16 protein-coding genes and 3 pseudogenes are annotated in these 19,967 nt (G+C 41.3%); all 19 read left to right on the top strand.

From position 1 onward, the window contains the following. The 19 genes and pseudogenes from QF06_RS18120 (at position 1) to QF06_RS18035 (ending at position 19,965) form a co-directional block, all read left to right on the top strand. Complete coding sequence (locus QF06_RS18120; protein WP_003218942.1) at positions 1-270, top strand: YwqI/YxiC family protein; 270 nt, start codon at positions 1-3, stop codon at positions 268-270. 19 nt (positions 271-289) lie between these two features. Further along, positions 290-1,022: pseudogene (locus QF06_RS18115) on the top strand (ribonuclease YeeF family protein); the annotation flags it as partial. An 834-nt stretch (positions 1,023-1,856) separates the two neighbouring features. Then, the gene (locus QF06_RS18110) at positions 1,857-2,105 is read left to right on the top strand and encodes a hypothetical protein (protein WP_041850329.1); all 249 of its coding nucleotides are present in this window, start codon (positions 1,857-1,859) and stop codon (positions 2,103-2,105) included. A gap of 12 nt (positions 2,106-2,117) precedes the next feature. Beyond that, positions 2,118-2,396: a DUF4176 domain-containing protein gene (locus QF06_RS18105; RefSeq protein ID WP_041850330.1), complete on the top strand. Its 279-nt coding sequence runs from the start codon at positions 2,118-2,120 to the stop codon at positions 2,394-2,396. Beyond that, a complete protein-coding gene (locus QF06_RS18100) occupies positions 2,397-2,603 on the top strand; it encodes a hypothetical protein (protein ID WP_041850331.1) in 207 nt (68 codons plus the stop codon). Between the two features lie 31 nt (positions 2,604-2,634). Continuing rightward, a pseudogene (locus tag QF06_RS18095) lies at positions 2,635-3,825 on the top strand (polymorphic toxin type 50 domain-containing protein); the annotation flags it as partial. Between the two features lie 16 nt (positions 3,826-3,841). Next, entirely contained in the window at positions 3,842-4,180 is a 339-nt protein-coding gene (locus tag QF06_RS18090; protein ID WP_015250873.1) for a hypothetical protein, read from the top strand. Between the two features lie 419 nt (positions 4,181-4,599). Further along, complete coding sequence (gene bglP / locus QF06_RS21950) at positions 4,600-6,429, top strand: PTS beta-glucoside transporter subunit IIABC (protein WP_041850332.1); 1,830 nt, start codon at positions 4,600-4,602, stop codon at positions 6,427-6,429. Between the two features lie 21 nt (positions 6,430-6,450). Further along, positions 6,451-7,860 (top strand): aryl-phospho-beta-d-glucosidase, encoded by a 1,410-nt coding sequence (gene bglH, locus QF06_RS21945; RefSeq protein WP_041850333.1) that lies wholly within the window; start codon positions 6,451-6,453, stop codon positions 7,858-7,860. A 102-nt stretch (positions 7,861-7,962) separates the two neighbouring features. After that, on the top strand, positions 7,963-8,409 hold the full coding sequence (locus QF06_RS18075; protein ID WP_003227162.1) for a universal stress protein: 447 nt from the start codon (positions 7,963-7,965) through the stop codon (positions 8,407-8,409). A gap of 151 nt (positions 8,410-8,560) precedes the next feature. Then, positions 8,561-9,496: a DMT family transporter gene (locus QF06_RS18070; RefSeq protein WP_041850334.1), complete on the top strand. Its 936-nt coding sequence runs from the start codon at positions 8,561-8,563 to the stop codon at positions 9,494-9,496. A 164-nt stretch (positions 9,497-9,660) separates the two neighbouring features. Continuing rightward, positions 9,661-16,692 (top strand): tRNA nuclease WapA, encoded by a 7,032-nt coding sequence (gene wapA / locus QF06_RS18065; RefSeq protein ID WP_041850335.1) that lies wholly within the window; start codon positions 9,661-9,663, stop codon positions 16,690-16,692. A gap of 182 nt (positions 16,693-16,874) precedes the next feature. Then, on the top strand, positions 16,875-17,354 hold the full coding sequence (locus QF06_RS18060; protein ID WP_043940235.1) for a YxiG family protein: 480 nt from the start codon (positions 16,875-16,877) through the stop codon (positions 17,352-17,354). Continuing rightward, positions 17,355-17,741, top strand: a complete 387-nt coding sequence (locus QF06_RS18055; protein ID WP_014481357.1) for a YxiG family protein — start codon at positions 17,355-17,357, stop codon at positions 17,739-17,741. A 75-nt stretch (positions 17,742-17,816) separates the two neighbouring features. Then, positions 17,817-18,143, top strand: a pseudogene (locus tag QF06_RS21590) (DNA-binding protein); the annotation flags it as partial. Between the two features lie 72 nt (positions 18,144-18,215). Further along, positions 18,216-18,668, top strand: a complete 453-nt coding sequence (locus QF06_RS21585; protein WP_072175368.1) for a hypothetical protein — start codon at positions 18,216-18,218, stop codon at positions 18,666-18,668. A 17-nt stretch (positions 18,669-18,685) separates the two neighbouring features. Further along, on the top strand, positions 18,686-19,174 hold the full coding sequence (locus QF06_RS18045; protein WP_072175328.1) for a DUF2716 domain-containing protein: 489 nt from the start codon (positions 18,686-18,688) through the stop codon (positions 19,172-19,174). Between the two features lie 26 nt (positions 19,175-19,200). Next, on the top strand, positions 19,201-19,497 hold the full coding sequence (locus QF06_RS18040) for a YxiJ family protein (protein ID WP_017697289.1): 297 nt from the start codon (positions 19,201-19,203) through the stop codon (positions 19,495-19,497). Between the two features lie 15 nt (positions 19,498-19,512). Beyond that, a complete protein-coding gene (locus tag QF06_RS18035; protein WP_014481350.1) occupies positions 19,513-19,965 on the top strand; it encodes a hypothetical protein in 453 nt (150 codons plus the stop codon). Positions 19,966-19,967 lie beyond the last annotated feature (2 nt).

Genomic DNA, 19,967 nt, shown 5'->3' with positions numbered 1-19,967 from the left:
ATGGCACAGGAAATTAAAATGGTGTATGGCACAGTGAAGCAAGGGCTTTCTCAGCTCAAGAATTCAGCTGAACTCAAGTCCTCCTTGCCCGGCCATCTCTCAGGCAGAAACCATTTGAATGTTGTGAAGTCCATCGAGCAATTAAATAAGGACATCAAAGAGCTCACTGAAGCATATGCGTCTGTTTTGGCCAAGCATATCGCACAAACGGAAAGCGCGGTAAACGCCATGAAGGAAACGGACGAAAACATATCATCTTCCATGAAATAAAGCGCGGGAGGACAAGGGATTGAAAACATTAGATGTCCACGCTCTTCACGAGGGCATTCAGCATACGATTGAGAAACTGGACAAGCAAAAGCAACAGCTGGAGAAGCTGGAAAAAAGCGTTGAGCATCTGGCAGGCATGAAGGATGCGCTGAAAGGAAAAGGCGGAGATGCCATCCGGACCTTTTACGAGGAGTGCCACAAGCCTTTTCTCCTTTTCTTTGGCATGTTTATCGACGAATACAAAAAAGTGCTGAAACAAACACAGCATGCGATTTCCTCTGTAGAATCTGACTCCCATGGCATGATTGCAGAGGCTTTTCTCTCACACGATGCAAGACACGGGGTCAAGCATGCACGAGAAGTGACAGAACAGCTCACAGACGCAGTGAATCGCCAGACATCAGCCATGGATCACATCGTCAGCCTGCCGACAGTCAATGATTCCTTTTTTCGGATGGAAACAGAACAGGCTGAGCGACTGATTTCGGACACCCTGAATAAGCTCTTTCAATTTGACGGCCAGCAAACCCAAGCACTAGAAACCGCAAAATCAGATTTTCAAACGATGAAAAAATATATAGACCAGCTTGAAACCATGTACACCGGTCCGAAAATTGAAATCACAGGCTACAAAAGCGGCTCCATCTTGAAATCGCAGGAGGAAGAAAACATCAACCAAACCTTCGGCGCCATTAACCCGCAAATGAAGCAGTCGGATGATTCACCGATGGAGATGATGATTGAGAAGCTAAAAGATAAAATTAGCAACAAAGCTAGTCATATAAAAAAAGACAAAGGCAACACAAACAACATTCAAACAACAATTTTTACTGCAAAAAGAGACATAGGTGATTATAACGAAACGATAAACAGTCCTGAAATCCAAGGTATAGCTGGGAACAGGGATGAAAATATCCTTGATTTATATAAAAAATTTATGGACTATCGTGTTAAAATTAAAGAAGAAAGAAACGGAATCCTTGGTTTCTATGGAACAGGAAATGTTTCAGGACTTTTTGAAATTAGTGATGAACAATTAGTTAATACAAAAATTGATATGAGCCTTTTTGATACGAATAAGGCTATAAAGGATAAAAACAAAAAAGAAAAAGTTAAAAAAATTAAGAAATCAGAAACTTATTTTACTGCTTTGGGAGGAAGTGCAGAATTTTCGATTCCGAGATTTTCTAATGTTTTTAATACTTTATTATCTGGTGATATGATTGGCGGTTCTGCTGAACTTAATGGTATTAATGCAGTGATTAACCATGAAAAATCGCCACTTGCTCTTGAATTTAAATTACTTCATGCAGGGGTAGAGGCGAATGTTTCGAATACCGGAGGAGGTCTAGGAGGATCGGCTAGCGTATCTGAAGTAGGAGTAACTGCGTCCCCTCTAAATTGGTTTGGTTATGAGCCTTTAGAAGAATGGTTTGGAATAGAAAATAAAAATCCGTACATCGGTGTAGGGTTTTCTATAGGAAGTTTAGGATTAGGCGCTTCGGCTAACGAGGGTTTTGAAGTTTATATAGCTGATGGAGTTGGAATTTCATTTAAGGCAGGTATAGAGGATGAGGATAAGGAAGATGAATGAAGACTTTTTATTAAGAAAAATAAATGAAGCATTATTGATAATGCAGATTGTTTTCCCTATAGCTGGTATATTTCTTACCATAATGACAATTTGGTTAGCAAATACAAATCAAGTTAACGATATAGAGTTATATGTTATTGCCGGTTTTACATATGGTGTATTTTTCTTTTTGTTTCCATTAGGAATTTATATCTTTAGAAAAAAAATACTGCTTAAAAAGTTAAAAAAAAATAATCCTTAGGAGTATATAGAAATGAGTCGGATTAGAAATTGGTTTCCAATAGGAACTATAGTAAAGTTAAAAAATATGAAAAAACTTGTAATGGTTTTCGGTAGACATCAGATACAGTCTTCCAGTGGAAAGGAATTTGATTATGTCGCAGTCCCATATCCAGAAGGGAACATTAGTGAAAACTTCAATGTGTTCTTTGATGAAGAAATGATAGAAAAGGTAATTTATGAGGGATATACTGATAATGAAGACCAATTGTTAAGAGATAAGTTAAATGAAATTATAGAGGAGGAAAAATAGATGGAGGAATTCTGGAAGAAATTCAGAAAAAAAATCATGTTTTTTTTCTCCCTATTTTTACTTTTTACATGGACTCTTGCTATTTTATTAATAGAGGGATTTTCAATTAAAGAGAAATTAATAATGTATGCAATTGGATTAATTATGATAATTTTTTGTTTAGTGTTAGGTTATATAGTAACAAATAAAATGCTCAATAGAAAATAAATTTTTCCCCTCCAAAGAAGTGTCTTTGGAGTTTTTTTATAAAACAGAACAGGCTGAGCGACTGATTTCAGACACCCTGAATAAGCTCTTTCAATTTGACGGCCAGCAAACTCAAGCACTAGAAACCGCAAAATCAGATTTTCAAACGATGAAAAAATATATAGACCAGCTCGAAACCATGTATACCGGTCCGAAAATTGAAATCACAGGCTACAAAAGCGGCTCTATCCTGAAATCACAGGAAGAAGAAAACATCAACCAAACCTTCGGCGCGATTAATCCGCAAATGAAGCAGCAGGCGGATGATTCTCCGATGGAGATGATGTTGAAGAAATTAGCCGAGAATGAAAAGTCTAAAGTGGATTCAGTTGTCAAAACGGGTGATTCTAAAAAGGTAAGTAAAAATATCATCGTTATCAATGGTAAAGTGTATAATACGAGTGAACATAGAGAACATATAAAAACTGATTTCTCAAATGCAGAGGTTAAGCAAGTCGTTTATAATGATACACTTTACAATGTATACATATCTGGTAATGACATGAAGCTTGAACCTGTCGTCTCGCTTTCGGACATTAAAGTGGATGAGAATGGATATGTGAAAATTTTAGAGACAGCTGTAGAACTTACCGGCGTGTATGATCTATTTAAAGCAGCCACGGGCAGAGATCCGGTATCAGGCGAAAAAGTCACTGGGAAAGACCGTGTTGTTGCCTCCATAAACTCAGTACCATTTGCCAAAATAGCTAAGTTAGAAAAGTTAATAGATATTAATAAACTTATTAATGATGGGAAAAAGGCTAAGAAGGCTGCGGAAGTTAAAAACGTTGCTAAGGATACGGGTAATGGTGTACCTTCTTATGGAAAGAAGTCAGTACCTAAAGGACCTTACAGAGAAGTACATGGATTCCCAGTTAAAGTAAAGCCAGGTGCTCAAGAGAAACATATTCCTAATGCGCCAAATTACAAACAAGAAATAGCAAATGGTAAAAACAAGAGTATTTTCTATGGTGATAATAAAACAGCACAGGAATTGCTTGATAAGTTTGCAGGAAAAGGTCAACTACTACCAAACGGTAAAAAAGAAAGAGTAGACTTTGGTAAACCAATTGGAAAATACTATGATCGTGATACTGGTGAATACATTGAAACTACTAGAGGAATGATTCATTACGGAAAAGACGGAGCGCATATAGTGCCTTCAGAACCATTAAAGAAGTAATAAGAGGAGGATATACATGGAATATGATCCTTTAATAAAAGCGTTAAAAGAGTATAAAGATAGTGACTTGATAATAGAGTGGGATAGTGGATTAAAGATTATTGGTGAACCAGACACACTCTTTGAAACAGACAATGGGTTGGATGACGATGATGTGAATTTTATCGAATATTATGCAGTTACATTTCAAGTAAATGATATTTTAGCTCATCCTACTAGTGAAGAAAGTAGTTTATATAATTGGTTAATACAAAAGAAAGGTTCATTAGTTGAAATTTCACTTTATGATGATCCGCCAAGTGCAGTTTTTTTAACTGACGGAGAAAGTATATGGAAAAGGGATAGTCAAAAATAAAACATATACCTTGATGGGCTAATGCCTTTCAAGGTTTTTTACTTTTATATTAAGTCAGCTGATATATTTGATAGTATTTTCGGAAAAATAAAACAAAATATACAAAATGGCTTACCGTTATAAAAAATAGTCCTTATTGAGCAATCACCTTAGTCAACACCAAAAATGAAAGCGTTGACATCCCGCAAATCTAGTGCTAAAGTATACCTACAAACAAATAAAACGACCCGTCAGGATTGTTACTGTGAAAGCAGGCAAAACCTAAATGGTGCAGGTGCAGGAGGAGACTCTCGCAATCTGTGTCATTTAGGTTTTTTTTATTCTCTTTTAGGAGGTGATGCGGCATTTGATACAAAAAAAGCTGGTGAAAGGCGGCCACCTTTCATCCAGCAGTCCCCCCATAAAAAGGAGGTATACACATGGATTATGATAAATTATCGAAGGACATATTACAACTCGTAGGCGGTGAAGAAAACGTTCAGCGCGTGATCCACTGCATGACGAGGCTGCGTTTTAATCTTCATGACAACGCGAAGGCGGATCGCAGTCAGCTGGAGCAGCTGCCTGGAGTGATGGGCACCAATATCAGCGGCGAGCAGTTTCAAATCATTATCGGAAACGATGTGCCGAAGGTGTATCAGGCGATTGTGCGGCACAGCAATCTCAGTGATGAAAAGAGCGCTGGTTCATCCTCTCAGAAAAAGAATGTGCTGAGTGCGGTCTTTGATGTGATTTCTGGTGTGTTTACCCCGATTTTGCCTGCGATTGCGGGAGCGGGGATGATCAAAGGGCTTGTTGCGCTGGCAGTTACGTTTGGCTGGATGGCGGAGAAGAGCCAGGTTCATGTCATTTTAACGGCTGTCGGTGACGGCGCGTTCTACTTCCTGCCGCTCCTGCTAGCGATGAGTGCGGCGAGAAAATTCGGAAGCAATCCGTACGTAGCGGCAGCCATTGCGGCGGCGATTCTGCATCCGGATTTGACAGCCCTGCTCGGTGCGGGGAAACCGATTTCCTTTATCGGGCTTCCTGTAACCGCTGCCACTTATTCGTCAACGGTCATCCCGATTTTGCTGGCGATTTGGATTGCTTCGTACGTAGAAAAATGGATTGACCGTTTTACACACGCGTCTCTCAAATTGATTGTGGTTCCGACATTCACGCTATTGATTGTCGTGCCGCTGACATTGATTACAGTCGGTCCGCTTGGCGCTATTTTAGGAGAATACTTGTCTTCTGGGGTCAATTATTTGTTTGATCATGCAGGGCTTGTGGCAATGATTTTGCTGGCGGGTACATTCTCTTTAATCATTATGACGGGCATGCACTATGCCTTTGTGCCGATCATGATCAACAATATCGCTCAAAACGGCCACGATTATTTACTGCCGGCTATGTTTTTGGCGAATATGGGGCAGGCGGGAGCATCATTTGCCGTCTTCCTTCGCTCCAGAAACAAAAAATTTAAATCACTTGCGCTTACCACAAGCATCACGGCGCTGATGGGGATTACAGAACCTGCGATGTACGGCGTGAATATGCGATTGAAAAAGCCGTTTGCGGCCGCTTTGATTGGCGGTGCAGCCGGTGGCGCGTTTTACGGCATGACGGGTGTTGCTTCCTATATCGTCGGGGGGAATGCAGGTCTCCCGAGCATCCCTGTCTTTATCGGCCCAACGTTTATTTACGCGATGATCGGCCTTGTGATTGCGTTTGCGGCGGGAACAGCAGCTGCGTATTTGCTTGGATTCGAGGATGTGCCTTCTGACGGCAGCCAGCAGCCGGCAGTGCATGAGGGCAGCAGAGAGATCATTCACAGCCCGATTAAGGGAGAAGTGAAAGCCTTAAGTGAAGTCAAAGATGGAGTGTTTTCTGCCGGGATCATGGGAAAAGGATTTGCCATTGAGCCTGAAGAAGGAGAAGTTGTGTCGCCTGTTCGTGGAAGCGTTACCACCGTTTTTAAAACAAAACACGCAATTGGCATTACGAGTGATCAGGGAGCTGAAATACTCATACACATTGGATTGGACACGGTAAAGCTGGAGGGACAATGGTTCACGGCTCACGTCAAAGAAGGCGACAAGGTCGCACCGGGAGATCCGCTCGTGTCCTTTGATCTGGAGCAAATCAAAGCCGCGGGATATGACGTCATTACCCCGGTGATTGTGACCAACACAGACCAATATTCGTTTTCGCCGGTGAAAGAGATCGGTAAAGTGCAGCCAAAAGAAGCGCTGCTTGCTTTATCTTAAAAAACTGATGGGGTGATCAATATGAGTTCAAATGCAAAACGATTTCCAGAAGGATTTTTATGGGGCGGCGCAGTTGCTGCCAACCAAGTGGAGGGTGCTTATAACGAGGGTGGTAAGGGGCTTTCGACAGCTGACGTATCGCCGAACGGGATCATGTCTCCATTTGATGAATCAATGACTTCCTTGAATCTGTATCACAACGGGATTGACTTTTATCATCGTTATAAAGAGGATATCGCCTTATTTGCAGAAATGGGATTTAAGGCGTTCCGCACATCGATTGCGTGGACGAGAATTTTTCCGAATGGCGATGAAGAGGAGCCCAATGAAGACGGTCTCAGATTTTATGATGATCTGTTTGATGAGCTGTTAAAGCATCATATTGAGCCTGTCGTAACCATCTCTCATTATGAAATGCCGCTCGGTTTAGTGAAAAATTATGGCGGCTGGAAGAATCGCAAAGTCATAGAGTTTTATGAACGCTATGCCAAAACGGTTTTTAAACGCTATCAACACAAAGTGAAGTATTGGATGACGTTCAATGAAATTAACGTGGTGCTCCATGCGCCGTTTACCGGAGGCGGTCTTGTCTTTGAAGAAGGAGAAAACAAATTAAACGCGATGTACCAGGCGGCACACCACCAATTTGTGGCCAGTGCTCTTGCTGTCAAAGCGGGTCACGACATCATTCCTGATTCGAAAATCGGCTGTATGATAGCGGCAACGACAACCTATCCGATGACTTCTAAGCCGGAGGATGTCTTCGCGGCAATGGAGAATGAGCGCAAAACACTTTTCTTCTCAGATGTTCAGGCAAGAGGCGCATACCCGGGATATATGAAACGCTATCTGGCAGAAAACAATATTGAAATTGAAATGGCTGAAGGCGATGAAGAGCTCATGAAAGAACATACTGTGGATTATATTGGATTCAGCTACTACATGTCGATGGCGGCGAGCACAGATCCGGAAGAGCTTGCAAAATCAGGGGGCAACCTGCTGGGCGGAGTCAAAAACCCTTACCTCAAATCATCAGAATGGGGCTGGCAAATTGATCCGAAAGGCTTGCGCATCACGCTCAACACCTTATACGACCGTTATCAGAAGCCGCTGTTCATCGTTGAAAACGGCCTTGGCGCTGTAGACAAGGTTGAAGAGGACGGCACGATTCAGGACGATTACAGAATCAACTATCTGCGTGATCATTTAATTGAAACGCGCGAAGCCATTGCGGACGGTGTTGAATTAATCGGATACACATCATGGGGGCCAATTGACCTTGTCAGCGCATCTACTGCGGAAATGAAAAAACGCTACGGTTTCATTTATGTGGACAGGGACAATGAAGGAAATGGAACATTTAACCGCATCAAGAAAAAAAGCTTCAACTGGTATCAGCAGGTTATCGCCACAAACGGAGAGAGTCTCTGACAAATTTTTGAAAACTCATGCGCTTCAATTGACAATAACGAAATGCAGGCGGACAATAAAAGAGAAAGATGAACCACCCACAGTCCGAAAGGCGGGAAGAGCATGTTTAACAAAATGTTAGTTGCGATTGACGGATCAGACATGAGTGCAAAAGCGCTTGATGCCGCAGTGCATTTGGCAAAAGAGCAGCAAGCGGAACTAAGCATTCTTCATGTGGGGAGAGAAGCCGTCGTCACGACTTCTTCTCTGACGGGAATTGTCTATGTGCCTGAACACTTTATTGATGAAATCAGGAACGAGGTTAAAAAAGAGGGCCTGAAAATCCTTGAGAATGCAAAAGAAAAAGCAGCCGAAAAAGGCGTTCAAGCTGAAACCATTTACGCGAATGGCGAGCCGGCGCATGAGATACTAAATCACGCAAAAGAGAAAGGCGTCAGCCTGATTGTAGTTGGCAGCCGGGGGATCAGCGGCCTGAAAGAAATGATGCTTGGAAGCGTCAGCCATAAAGTGTCTCAATTATCAACATGCCCGGTTTTGATTGTTCGATAGATTTGTAAAAAAAGCGCCCAAGGGCGCTTTTTTTTATTTAGAATAGAAGTGTTATAATATCTACATGTAAAAAAGAGGAATTTTATGTGTAGATTTCTGAATTCATAAAAAACAGTTTATGCTATGCAGTACTGGAGGTAGAATACGTTTGATGCAACAGGATCTTTCCATATCGTCAAAACAAAAATCAACAGCCGTAATCAAAATGGTCATCTCTATGGTGATTTTCGGCTCCATCGGCTTTTTCTCAGAGCATACCAATCTGCCGTCATTTGAATTGGTCTTTGTCCGCTGCCTTTGCGCGACGCTGTTTTTAGGTCTTTGCTGGCTGGCGTCCGGCCAGTATAAAACTGAAAAATGGAGCAAGAGAGACGTGCTGCAAACATGGGCGTGCGGTTTCTTTCTTGTATTCAACTGGGTGTTCTTATTTAAGTCTTTTGAAGAAACGTCCGTTACAATTGCCATCTCCGTTTATCATCTAGCGCCGGTGCTTGTTCTTCTTCTGGGGAGCTTCCTCTACAGAGAGAAATTAAATGTGATCTCCGTCAGCTCCATTATCATCTGCTTTCTGGGAACTGCGCTGATTTCCGGGATTAACGGCAGCACTTCATTGACACAGCTGATGGGATCAGGGATCATATGGGCAGTTCTCGCCGCACTGTTTTATGCGTTCACCACTTTATTGGGAAAAGGCATTCACAATCTCAGTCCTTACACGACCACCTTCTTGCAGACGGGTTTAGGGGTTATCATCCTGATTCCGTTTATTCACTTTGGTGCTTTTGCTGACCTATCTCAGGGAAACTGGATTATGGTGGTATCTACCGGCATCATCCATACGGGTATTGTATATTTGTTGTTTTTTGACAGTTTGCGATTTTTATCAACGAAATTTATTTCAATCATTGTATTTCTCGACCCCGCTGTCGCGATCGTGCTCGATACCGTCTTCACAGGCTTCCGCCCTGACCTCTATCAAACGCTTGGCATCGTAATGATCTTTGCGGGCATGGCCTTGACGCTTGTCAGGAGGCAGGGGAAGGCGAATGTGGCAGCTGAGGGTACGGATATTGAACAAATGCAATAATGGAAAAAGTAAAAAGGCCTATGCGGCCTTTTTTTATTTTAGGTCAATAGACTCTCGTTAATCCTTAAAATAAGATAAATTTTCTAGAAAAATATTGTAATAATATTTCAGTCTAGTTAAGATTATTGAGTGAATATTACTTTTATTACAAAAGGAGAGAGAAAATGAAAAAAAGAAAGAGGCGAAACTTTAAAAGGTTCATAGCAGCATTTTTAGTGTTGGCTTTAATCATTTCATTAGTGCCAGCAGATGTACTGGCAAAAACCACAGAAGAAGAGAATGGAAATCGTATTGCTGCCGATGATCCAGAAGAAACTCTTCAGAAAGAACAAACTGAGGAAGCTGTACCTTTTGATCCAAAAGATATAAACAAAGAGGGTGAGATCACCTCTGAAAGAACAGAAAATACAAAACTCTATTATGAAGGTGACGGTGTCTATAAACAGCAAGTATATCTTGATCCTATTCATACAAAGGAAACACCTGATGCCGACTGGGAAGACATTTCTCCTGAGTTAAAAGAGTCGACAAGCAAACAAGTCGAGACAGAGAACGCCATTTTGAATTCAGATTTTCAAAAGCAAATGAAGAACGGGCTTTACGCGACTTTTGAGCATAATGACCATAAGGTTACATATTCACTTGTAGAAGCGAAAGGCCCGAATAAAACTTCACTTACTCCGAAAGATACCTCAGCAGATTATAAGACTGACAGTAATGAGATTGTGTATCCGGATGTGTTTCCGAATATTGATCTCCAGACTTTCACATTCAATGAAAACATAAAAGAAGATTTAGTCCTTCATCAGTATAATGGATACAACACATTTACATTTCAGTTAAAAACCGATTTGCAGGCTAAAGAACAAGAGGATGGATCCATTGATTTTTCTGATGAAAAAGGAAAAGTTGTTTTTTCTGTGCCTAAGCCTTTTATGACGGATTCAAAACTAGATGAGCTTTCCGGCGAGGTTGAACGGTCAGACAAAGTCAGCTATAAGCTGGAAAAGAATGAAGAAGGGTATTTGCTTCATCTTACGGCAGACGAGAACTGGCTGAAAGACCCAGAACGCGTATATCCAGTATCTATCGACCCGTCAACTTCTTTATCTGTTTCATCGGATACGTTTGTCATGAGTGCCTACCCGACGACGAACTATTCGGCCTCCTCACAAAAATGGGATGCTAATTTAAAGGCCTATGTACTGAAAACGGGCTATTATGACAAAACAACAGGCACAAACTATGCGTTCATGAAATTTAACAACCTAAAGCCAATTCAAAATATGACTGTCACTAAAGCTACATTAAAAACATACGTAGCCCATTCCTATTATGGAACAAAGGCAACCGGTCTTTGGCTGGATACGGTCAACAGCAATTATGATAATGCAAAAGTGACATGGAACACCAAACCGGCATCTAAAAATATCGGAAAAGCCGACGTCCATAAAGGACAGTGGGCGAGTTATGATGTGACCGCTGCTGTAAAGTCATGGAACTCCGGCGGGGCCAACTATGGATTTAAGCTTCATACAAACGGAAACGGCAAGGAATATTGGAAAAAACTAATTTCTTCAGCGAACTCCGCCAATAAACCATATATTGAAGTGACGTATACCATTCCAAAGGGAAACACACCTACAATCAAAGCCTATCACAACGGCGATTCCACTGGTTATTTCGATATCAGCTGGAAAAAGGTTGAAGGCGCAAAAGGATATAAAGTATGGATTTACAATGGTAAGGAATATCAAGCGATTTCTGCAGGCAACGTCACGTCGTGGAGCACAAAAGGTAAAAAAATCTGGCCTACGAGCGCAGAAATTGCCTCCAAGAGATATAAACTGCATCTGGACGGCAAGGATGGAGCTGAATTGGCATTAGATCCATCCCCGGTCTATAAGAATTCCGGCGGAAGCTATGCTACAAGCAAAAACTATTGGATTGGCGTCAGTGCGATATTTGACCAAGGTGAAGGAGCGATGTCCGCACCGGCAAAGCCCGTTATCCCTAATGTAGGAAAAGCACAAGCACCGTCTGCAAAGGGCTACAATAATGGGAATGCCACAGGATACTTCGACCTTTCTTGGAAAGCTGTATCTGGTGCAACCGGCTATAAGGTTCAGGTGTTCAATGGGAAAGGCTTTGAGACACTTGATCTCGGAAATCAGACGTCTTGGACCACAAAAGGGAAAAAGATCTGGCCGACAAGTGCAGAAATCAAGGCGGGAAAATATGCTCTTCACCTAAAGGACGGAAGCGGAGCAGAGCTGCCGATCAATCCCGGACCAACCTATAAAAACGCCGGGGGAGATGGAGCCAAAAAAAATTACTCGTTTAAAATTATCGCATACAACAAAGATGGCGAAGCCATTGCATCCCCGGCTGCTAACCCGGCACTTCCTGATATCGCTAGGCCAAAGAATTTAACTGGCTATTTGTATACAAATACAAAATCGAGTCAAACGGGTTATGTGAATTTGATATGGGAAAAGGTTCAAAATGCGAAAGGCTATAAAGTTAACATTTACAACGGTAAGGAATATCAGTCCTTTGATGTGGGTGACGCGGATCATTGGACAACCCAAAATAAAAACATTTGGCCGACTTCTGAGGAAATCAAAGCCGGAAGCTATAAGCTTCATACAGATGGAAAAGGCGGGGAATTAGCCCTCGATCCATCACCTGTCTATAACAATGCAAATGGGAATTACAAAGGGAAGAAGAATTATTCTTTCACGCTTGTCGCCTATGATGCGAATGGTGAAACGATTCCAACGGCGCCCTTTAACCCAACGTTCCATGAAGGCGCAGAATTCCTTGGGACAGAAGAATACTGGTCTATCATTGATATCCCAAGCGGCCAGTTAAATGGTGCGACAGGCAATGTCATTGTGAATGAAGAAGATTTGTCAATTGACGGACGCGGTCCGGGACTTGGCTTATCGAGAACCTACAACAGTCTTGACAGCTCTGATCACTTATTTGGACAAGGCTGGTATGCTGATGCAGAAACATCTGTCATCTCAACGGATGGCGGGGCAATGTATATCGATGAAGACGCTACGACACATCGATTCACGAAAAAAGCCGATGGCACGTATCAGCCGCCGACCGGTGTATATCTTGAATTAACAGAAACAGCTGATCAGTTCATATTAAAAACAAAGGATCAAACCAATGCTTATTTCAATAAAAAAGGCGGCAAACTCCAAAAAGTAGTGGATGGCCACAACAATGCAACTGTCTATACTTACAATGACAAAAATCAACTGACCGCCATTACAGATGCATCAGGCCGCAAGCTTACATTTACCTATGATGAAAACGGCCATGTGACTTCCATCACAGGACCTAAGAATAAGAAAGTCACCTACTCATATGAGAATGATTTGCTGAAGAAGGTTACAGATACAGACGGGACTGTTACAAGCTATGACTATGATGGCGAAGGACGCCTTGTCAAACAGTATTCAGCCAACAGTACCGAAGCAAAGCCTGTCTTTACCGAATATCAGTATAGCGGACACCGTCTCGAAAAAGCGATCAACGCTAAAAAAGAAACATATGTCTACAGCTATGATGCTGATAAAAAGACACTTCTCATGACACAGCCAAATGGCCGGAAGGTACAGTATGGCTATAATGAAGCGGGAAATCCGATTCAGGTCATTGATGATGCTGAAGGGCTAAAAATTACAACGAATACAAAATATGAAGGCAACAATGTCGTAGAAGATGTCGATCCAAACGACGTGGGCACCGGAAAAGCAACGGAAAGCTATCAATATGACAAAGATGGCAACGTTACGTCGGTTAAAGACGCATATGGAACTGAGACATACGAATATAACAAAAACAACGATGTCACAAAAATGAAGGATACCGAGGGCAATGTCACGGATATTGCTTATGACGGACTGGATGCTGTATCCGAAACCGATCAGAGCGGAAAATCATCGTCAGCAGCCGTTTATGATAAATACGGAAATCAGATTCAATCCAGCAAAGATTTATCAGCTTCAACTAATATTTTGAAAGATGGAAGCTTTGAAGCGCAAAAATCCGGCTGGAATCTGACTGCCTCTAAAGACAGCGGCAAAATTTCAGTCATCGCCGATAAAAGCGGAGTTCTTTCTGGATCAAAGGCATTGGAAGTCTTGAGCCAATCAACGTCTGCAGGAACCGATCACGGGTATTCCTCAGCGACTCAAACAGTTGAACTGGAGCCGAATACAACCTATACATTAAGCGGGAAAATCAAAACGGATCTAGCGAAATCAAGAGCCTACTTTAACATTGATCTGCGAGACAAAGATCAAAAACGAATTCAATGGATTCACAATGAATACAGTGCATTAGCCGGAAAAAATGACTGGACAAAACGGCAAATCACTTTTACGACTCCAGCGAATGCAGGAAAAGCTGTTGTGTATATGGAAGTCGATCATAAAGATAAAGATGGCAAAGGAAAAGCATGGTTTGATGAAGTCCAGCTGGAAAAAGGCGAAGTATCGTCAAGCTATAACCCAGTTCAAAACAGCAGTTTCACCTCAGCAACGGAAAGCTGGAATGTAAGCGGGGCATCCGTTGATTCTGAAGAAGGCTTTAATGATGATGTATCATTAAAAGCTGCCCGGACCAGTGCGTCCCAAGCCGGATCAGTAACAAAACAAACCGTTGTCTTAGGGCAAAGCGGAAATGACAAACCGGTTTATCTCACACTGTCAGGAATGTCGAAAGCAAGCAGCGCCAAATTTACAGATGAAAAAGACTATTCTCTGCAGGCGAATGTCACTTACGCTGACGGCAGCACAGGCGTCTACAATGCGAAATTCCCTTCTGGAACACAGGAATGGAACCGGGCAGCTGTCGTCATCCCTAAAACAAAGCCGATCAATAAAGTAGATATTAGTATTCTGTTCCAAAAGAGTGCGACAGGCACAGTCTGGTTTGATGATATCCGTTTGATTGAAGGAAGCCTTCTGACTAAAAGCACGTATGACAGTAATGGCAACTATGTGACTAAGGAAGAAGATGAACTAGGATACTCTACTTCAACTGATTACGATGAAACTGGTAAGAAAACGTCTGAAACAGATGCAAAAGGTGAAAAAACAACCTATACGTATGATCAGGCAGACCAATTGACAAACATGACGCTCTCTAACGGCACGTCTATCCTTCACAGCTATGATAAGGAAGGCAATGAGGTAAGCAAAACCATCCGGGCGGGAGCAGATCAAACCTATAAATACGAATATGATGTGATGGGCAAGCTTGTCAAAACAACTGATCCTCTGGGCAATGTGTTAGCAAGCGAATATGATGCCAACAGCAACCTGACCAAAACCATTTCACCGAATGGCAACGAAGTATCTCTTTCTTATGATGGAACAGACCGGGTGAAATCAAAGTCGTATAACGGTACAGAAAAGTACAATTTCACGTATGACAAAAATGGAAATGAAACGTCGGTCGTTAATAAAGAGCAGAACACCACAAAGAAACGGACATTTGACAACAAAAACCGTTTAACCGAATTGACTGACCGCGGCGGCAGCCAAACTTGGACATACCCTAGTGACTCCGATAAGCTGAAAACCTTCTCGTGGACTCATGGGGACCAAAAAGGAACGAATCAATTTACGTATAACAAGCTGGACCAAATGATTGAGATGAAAGACAGTACATCTTCATATTCATTTGATTATGATGAAAATGGAAACGTCCAAACCTTTATTACGGGCAACGGCGGCGGAACAAGTTTTTCATATGACGAAAGAAACCTTGTAAGCTCGCTGCATATCGGCGACAAAAATGGCGGAAGCATTCTGACAGAAAGCTATGAATACGACGCCAACGGCAACCGCACAACGATAAACAGCTCAGCAAGCGGCAAGGTGCAATATGAGTATGGGAAGCTGAATCAGCTTGTCAAAGAAACCCATGAAGACGGTACTGTTATTGAATACACATATGATGGATTCGGAAACCGGAAAACCGTTACAACTATAAAAGACGGCTCAAGCAAAACGGTGAACGCTTCCTTCAACATCATGAACCAGCTGACAAAAGTCAATGATGAAAGCATCTCTTACGATAAAAACGGCAACCGCACATCCGACGGCAAATTCACATATACGTGGGATGCAGAAGATAACCTGACCGCCGTTACCAAAAAAGGCGAAGACAAGCCATTCGCAACATATAAGTATGACGAAAAAGGAAACAGAATCCAAAAAACCGTCAACGGAAAAGTCACGAACTACTTCTACGACGGAGACAGCTTGAACGTCTTGTATGAAACAGACGCGGACAACAACGTCACAAAATCATACACGTACGGAGACAGCGGCCAGCTGTTATCCTACACAGAAAATGGTAAGAAATATTTCTATCACTACAACGCTCACGGCGACATCATCGCGATCTCAGACAGCACCGGAAAAACGGTTGCAAAATATCAATACGATGCGTGGGGAAATCCAACAAAAACCGAAGCAAGCGATGAAGTGAAAGATAACCGTTACCGCTACGCAGGCTACCAATACGACGAAGAAACCGGCCTGTACTACCTCATGGCCCGCTACTACGAGCCAAGAAACGGCGTGTTCCTATCGCTCGACCCAGACCCGGGCAGCGACGGCGACTCATTGGATCAGAATGGGTATGCTTATGGAAATAATAACCCGGTGATGAATGTTGATCCGGATGGGCATTGGGTTTGGATGGTAGCAGGTGCTTTAATTGGAGGAGTCTCTTCTTACAAAGCTGCCAAGGCAAAGGGAGCAAGAGGTTGGAGATTAGTTGGATCTGTAGCCTTAGGTGCTGCTGGCGGAGCAATCGGAGGAAACTATCTAAGAGTAGGGCGTACTCTATTTAAAGCTGGAAAATTATCTAAAACGTATTGGAATGCTAGAAAAGTCGCAAAGGCAAACAAAGGTGTGATTAAAAGGGCTAAAACTAATAAAGGTTGGGTAGTTACTACTAAAAAACATACAGTAAGGTTAATGGGGAAAAATTCTGGTCAACGAAAGAAACCATACTATAGAATGTCAGTTAGAAATAAAGGTCCTTTAAATGCAAAAGGGCATTTCTCAAATAATCCTGCTGAGACTCATATAAAGTTAAGATGGTCATCATATAGAAATATAAATAAACGCTTGCGCAATAAGTCACACAGAAGATAATAGTATTAATATAATTAAATCTATAAATCAAATGTAAAGATCATTTAGGGATTAATAATAGCAATTAACATAGTTAGAGATGCAGATGGTTATTCAGGTGGATTCTATTTAAGAATCTTGTCTAAGTTTCCATCTGCATTTACAAACATTTTACTTAATTAAAGTGAGGAGAATGTTATAACATGAACAGTATTGAGCAATGGATAGATTATATAAATCACGATGTTAATTGCTTTATGTACGATATTAATTTTGAATACCTAGAGAATAGATTAACTCTTTATCTTAAGTTATATGAAGAAGAAGAAAAAGCCACTTTAAAAGAAATTTCATTTAAGGATATAAGTGGAATTTATTGCGATTTTAGTGTTCATAACAAGTTTGATAAAACTATACCCATTGATACTAATTGGTACCTTGAAGAAATCAGTTATTTCAAAGAAGGAATTGGAAAACTACAAAATGGTATATTAGGTAATCAAGTCTTAAATGCTAATTTTCTTATAGAAATTAACGGGACTTTACTTGCTATAGAATCTAAATGTGTATCCTTTGATTCTAAAGAATATCAAGCGTTTAATGATTATGAAAAAACTGAAAAAAAACAAAAAAATAATATAGTGGCTGGGATCAAGAAATTTTTTCAAGGAGGCAGGATTTAAGTGAATAATCCAATACAAAAGCATCTGATTGATTCGGAATTCACCATATTAAAAACAGATTTTCAGTTCTTTAAAAAAGAATTTATTCTTTATTTAGAAATGGATACGAAGGGAAAGAAGCAGCAGCATCGTATTTTATTCAAGAATGTATCATCATTATTTTTTTATGCCGGCAAGGAATCGTCTTTAAAAGATGTTGCTTATGGGGAAAAATGGATTTTGAATTCATTCTCTTACTATCCGAAGGGTATTGGAACATTATATCACCCTTTAATTGAAGATTATGAATCGAATGCAAACGTTTTGATTGGAATTAATCAAGCTGTCTATGCAGTTGAAACTGAAAGGGTTTTCTTTGATTCAACTGAAATATATGCCTCAACATAGAGGTGATCGTAATAATGAAGTAAATAAACGAGTAAGAGGACTTATCTCACCATTTCAAACCTAGGAGCATAACAAATGAAAAAATTAAAAATGAATAAAATTATCAACATGGACACCCAAGATTGTTTTTTCCATGCTGATCCACTGGGGCGTGTCTACATTGGAAAAGGTGTGAAAGGTGATGTGACCATCTCAATCTATGATCCTTCCGGTGATATTCGGGTTTTTAAAGTGAAAGAGCAGATTTCATACAGTGATATCCTGCTCTTTCAACAATGTGCAGATGGCTATGTCTTCGTTTATTACGAATCGTACGAGCCGAAGGTAAAGGTTTTTTCAGAAGAGGGAAGGGTGAAAAGTGCTTTTCACTTGCCTTCAGGGGTTTCCTGCTGTCTTTTGGATGAGAAACAAAACCTTTGGGTCGGTTTAAATGATGAAGGCATTTATGATGATGAAAATCCCAACGGCCATAGTGTGTGGTGTTTTACGTTAGATGGTCAGCAGAAGGAAATACACATTGATAGAAAGCTCGAAGAAATGGATGCGCCGGCTGTAGATGATTGTTATGGACTTGCAGAAAAAAACGGCTTGATTTATATGCTGTATTACGGAGATGCAGTCATTGCCGCGTTTGACGACACGGTCGTGAGACGGGTATGGATTCTGTCGGATAAAGAGCCGAACTCAGAAGCATTTTATCAGCTTGCGATATCTGAAGAAGGTTTTTTGGTTGGGACGTTCAATTGTTACAGTGAAGAGCTTGAGTCGTCTCTTTATTTGATTTCTGCCGATGTGAGTCAAGAGATGGAAGAGATAACATGCTGTGACTCGAACGGTGAAGCCCTAGACGTTCAACAGCTGAAACTGACAAGTAACGCTGTTTACGCAGTGGCCTCATCTGGTGTTTATAAGCAGGATGTCCAATAAGGTGTAGGGATGAGATTATGATGAATTGGCGCGCTTTAAGTCAGACAAAACAAGACCGCATCTGGTCAGAAGTGAACAAGATCATAAAATGGAAACCCGGAAGCAGATGTCATCACATCATCCCGTCTGATCCATATCAAGTGTTTGATATTTCTAGCGGGATGAGCGGTAAAGCCAGTAATGATGATGTGGTCAGAGTGCTGAATGATTTAGAGACTTCGATTTTAAAAGCATTTCAATCATGTACTGGAAAACACGATGTGATGTACGCATTAGACTGGCAGCATGTCGGATATATCTTTAGCCCTCATCAGACAATGCCTCAGGATGAATTTGGCGAATGGCCTGTTCCCGTATTTCCAAATGGAGACTATTATTTCTTTTTTCATCAGGACTTCTCCTGGGGACTTTTGGGAGACCCGTGGAAATGTACAATCACAGTGTTTGGTGAGGAGCTGTTGGAGGCGATTGATCATGATCCGCCTATCTTGTTTCAAGATAAATGAGATTGTTGCGAAGGGAGGGGATCAGCATGTTTGAAAAACTGAGAAAAAGACAGCAAGAGCTTGAAGAAAAGGCATACCCTGATGAACTGTACGAATTTGAAGCGGAAATCTATGAGTTTTTTATGCTTGTTGATGGCAGTTTGGATTATGTGCTGGCGAATAAAAGGATGCCCCGGCATCAGCGGCGTACGTTGGAGAAAAGCTTTTTTGAGCTTTATCCTGACATACTTCCGGGTATGATCAAAAACGATAAAGATCTGTATCAGCACATTCTCTTGTATGAACAAGTCAGACAAGAGATTTGCGTTGCGCTATCCAACTGATAAGGGGAAGATTTTATGGAAATAACCTCTATAAGCAGTATCGGAAATTTAGATATGGTCGATCTAAAGCCTGACCAAATTGTTATGTCGTGTGAACTTGAAGATGCAGAGTCGTTTTATCGTGTATGGCAAGGGCTTGCCTATGAGCGAATTATGATACAGGTGATAACGACTGGTTCATTTATAGAAGACCTATCCAAGTACTTTGAAGGTTATGCTTACAAGGTGACGAAGCTGGCGAAACGAGAATTTCATTTTCAATCTGTATTACAGAAAGCAGACCGGGACATTGCAGGCTTTCTCTTTCTGTTAGCTTCTATCAATGACGATGTTTTTCTGATCACTGATCCTCAACCGGATAAAAGCTATTTTTCCGATGGGAAGCTCCAATGCCTAACAGACTCAGGCGAACGGATCATGTGGTTTGAATATGATGCTGTTGACATTTATATGGTTGGCGGTAACTAAAA

It is taken from the genome of Bacillus sp. YP1, assembly GCF_000877815.1.
Classification (GTDB): domain Bacteria; phylum Bacillota; class Bacilli; order Bacillales; family Bacillaceae; genus Bacillus; species Bacillus subtilis.
This window is presented reverse-complemented; position numbering and strand designations above follow the sequence as displayed.

Bases quoted from the DNA above. Each gene is read 5' to 3' on its own strand.
- QF06_RS18075 (WP_003227162.1), top strand. From the start codon at position 7,963: ATGTTTAACAAAATGTTAGTTGCGATTGACGGATCAGACATGAGTGCA.
- QF06_RS18035 (WP_014481350.1), top strand. From the start codon at position 19,513: ATGGAAATAACCTCTATAAGCAGTATCGGAAATTTAGATATGGTCGAT.
- QF06_RS18045 (WP_072175328.1), top strand. From the start codon at position 18,686: ATGATGAATTGGCGCGCTTTAAGTCAGACAAAACAAGACCGCATCTGG.
- QF06_RS18070 (WP_041850334.1), top strand. From the start codon at position 8,561: ATGCAACAGGATCTTTCCATATCGTCAAAACAAAAATCAACAGCCGTA.
- bglH (WP_041850333.1), top strand. From the start codon at position 6,451: ATGAGTTCAAATGCAAAACGATTTCCAGAAGGATTTTTATGGGGCGGC.
- QF06_RS18060 (WP_043940235.1), top strand. From the start codon at position 16,875: ATGAACAGTATTGAGCAATGGATAGATTATATAAATCACGATGTTAAT.
- QF06_RS18120 (WP_003218942.1), top strand. From the start codon at position 1: ATGGCACAGGAAATTAAAATGGTGTATGGCACAGTGAAGCAAGGGCTT.
- QF06_RS18105 (WP_041850330.1), top strand. From the start codon at position 2,118: ATGAGTCGGATTAGAAATTGGTTTCCAATAGGAACTATAGTAAAGTTA.
- QF06_RS18110 (WP_041850329.1), top strand. From the start codon at position 1,857: ATGAATGAAGACTTTTTATTAAGAAAAATAAATGAAGCATTATTGATA.
- QF06_RS18090 (WP_015250873.1), top strand. From the start codon at position 3,842: ATGGAATATGATCCTTTAATAAAAGCGTTAAAAGAGTATAAAGATAGT.
- QF06_RS18040 (WP_017697289.1), top strand. From the start codon at position 19,201: ATGTTTGAAAAACTGAGAAAAAGACAGCAAGAGCTTGAAGAAAAGGCA.
- bglP (WP_041850332.1), top strand. From the start codon at position 4,600: ATGGATTATGATAAATTATCGAAGGACATATTACAACTCGTAGGCGGT.
- wapA (WP_041850335.1), top strand. From the start codon at position 9,661: ATGAAAAAAAGAAAGAGGCGAAACTTTAAAAGGTTCATAGCAGCATTT.
- QF06_RS18100 (WP_041850331.1), top strand. From the start codon at position 2,397: ATGGAGGAATTCTGGAAGAAATTCAGAAAAAAAATCATGTTTTTTTTC.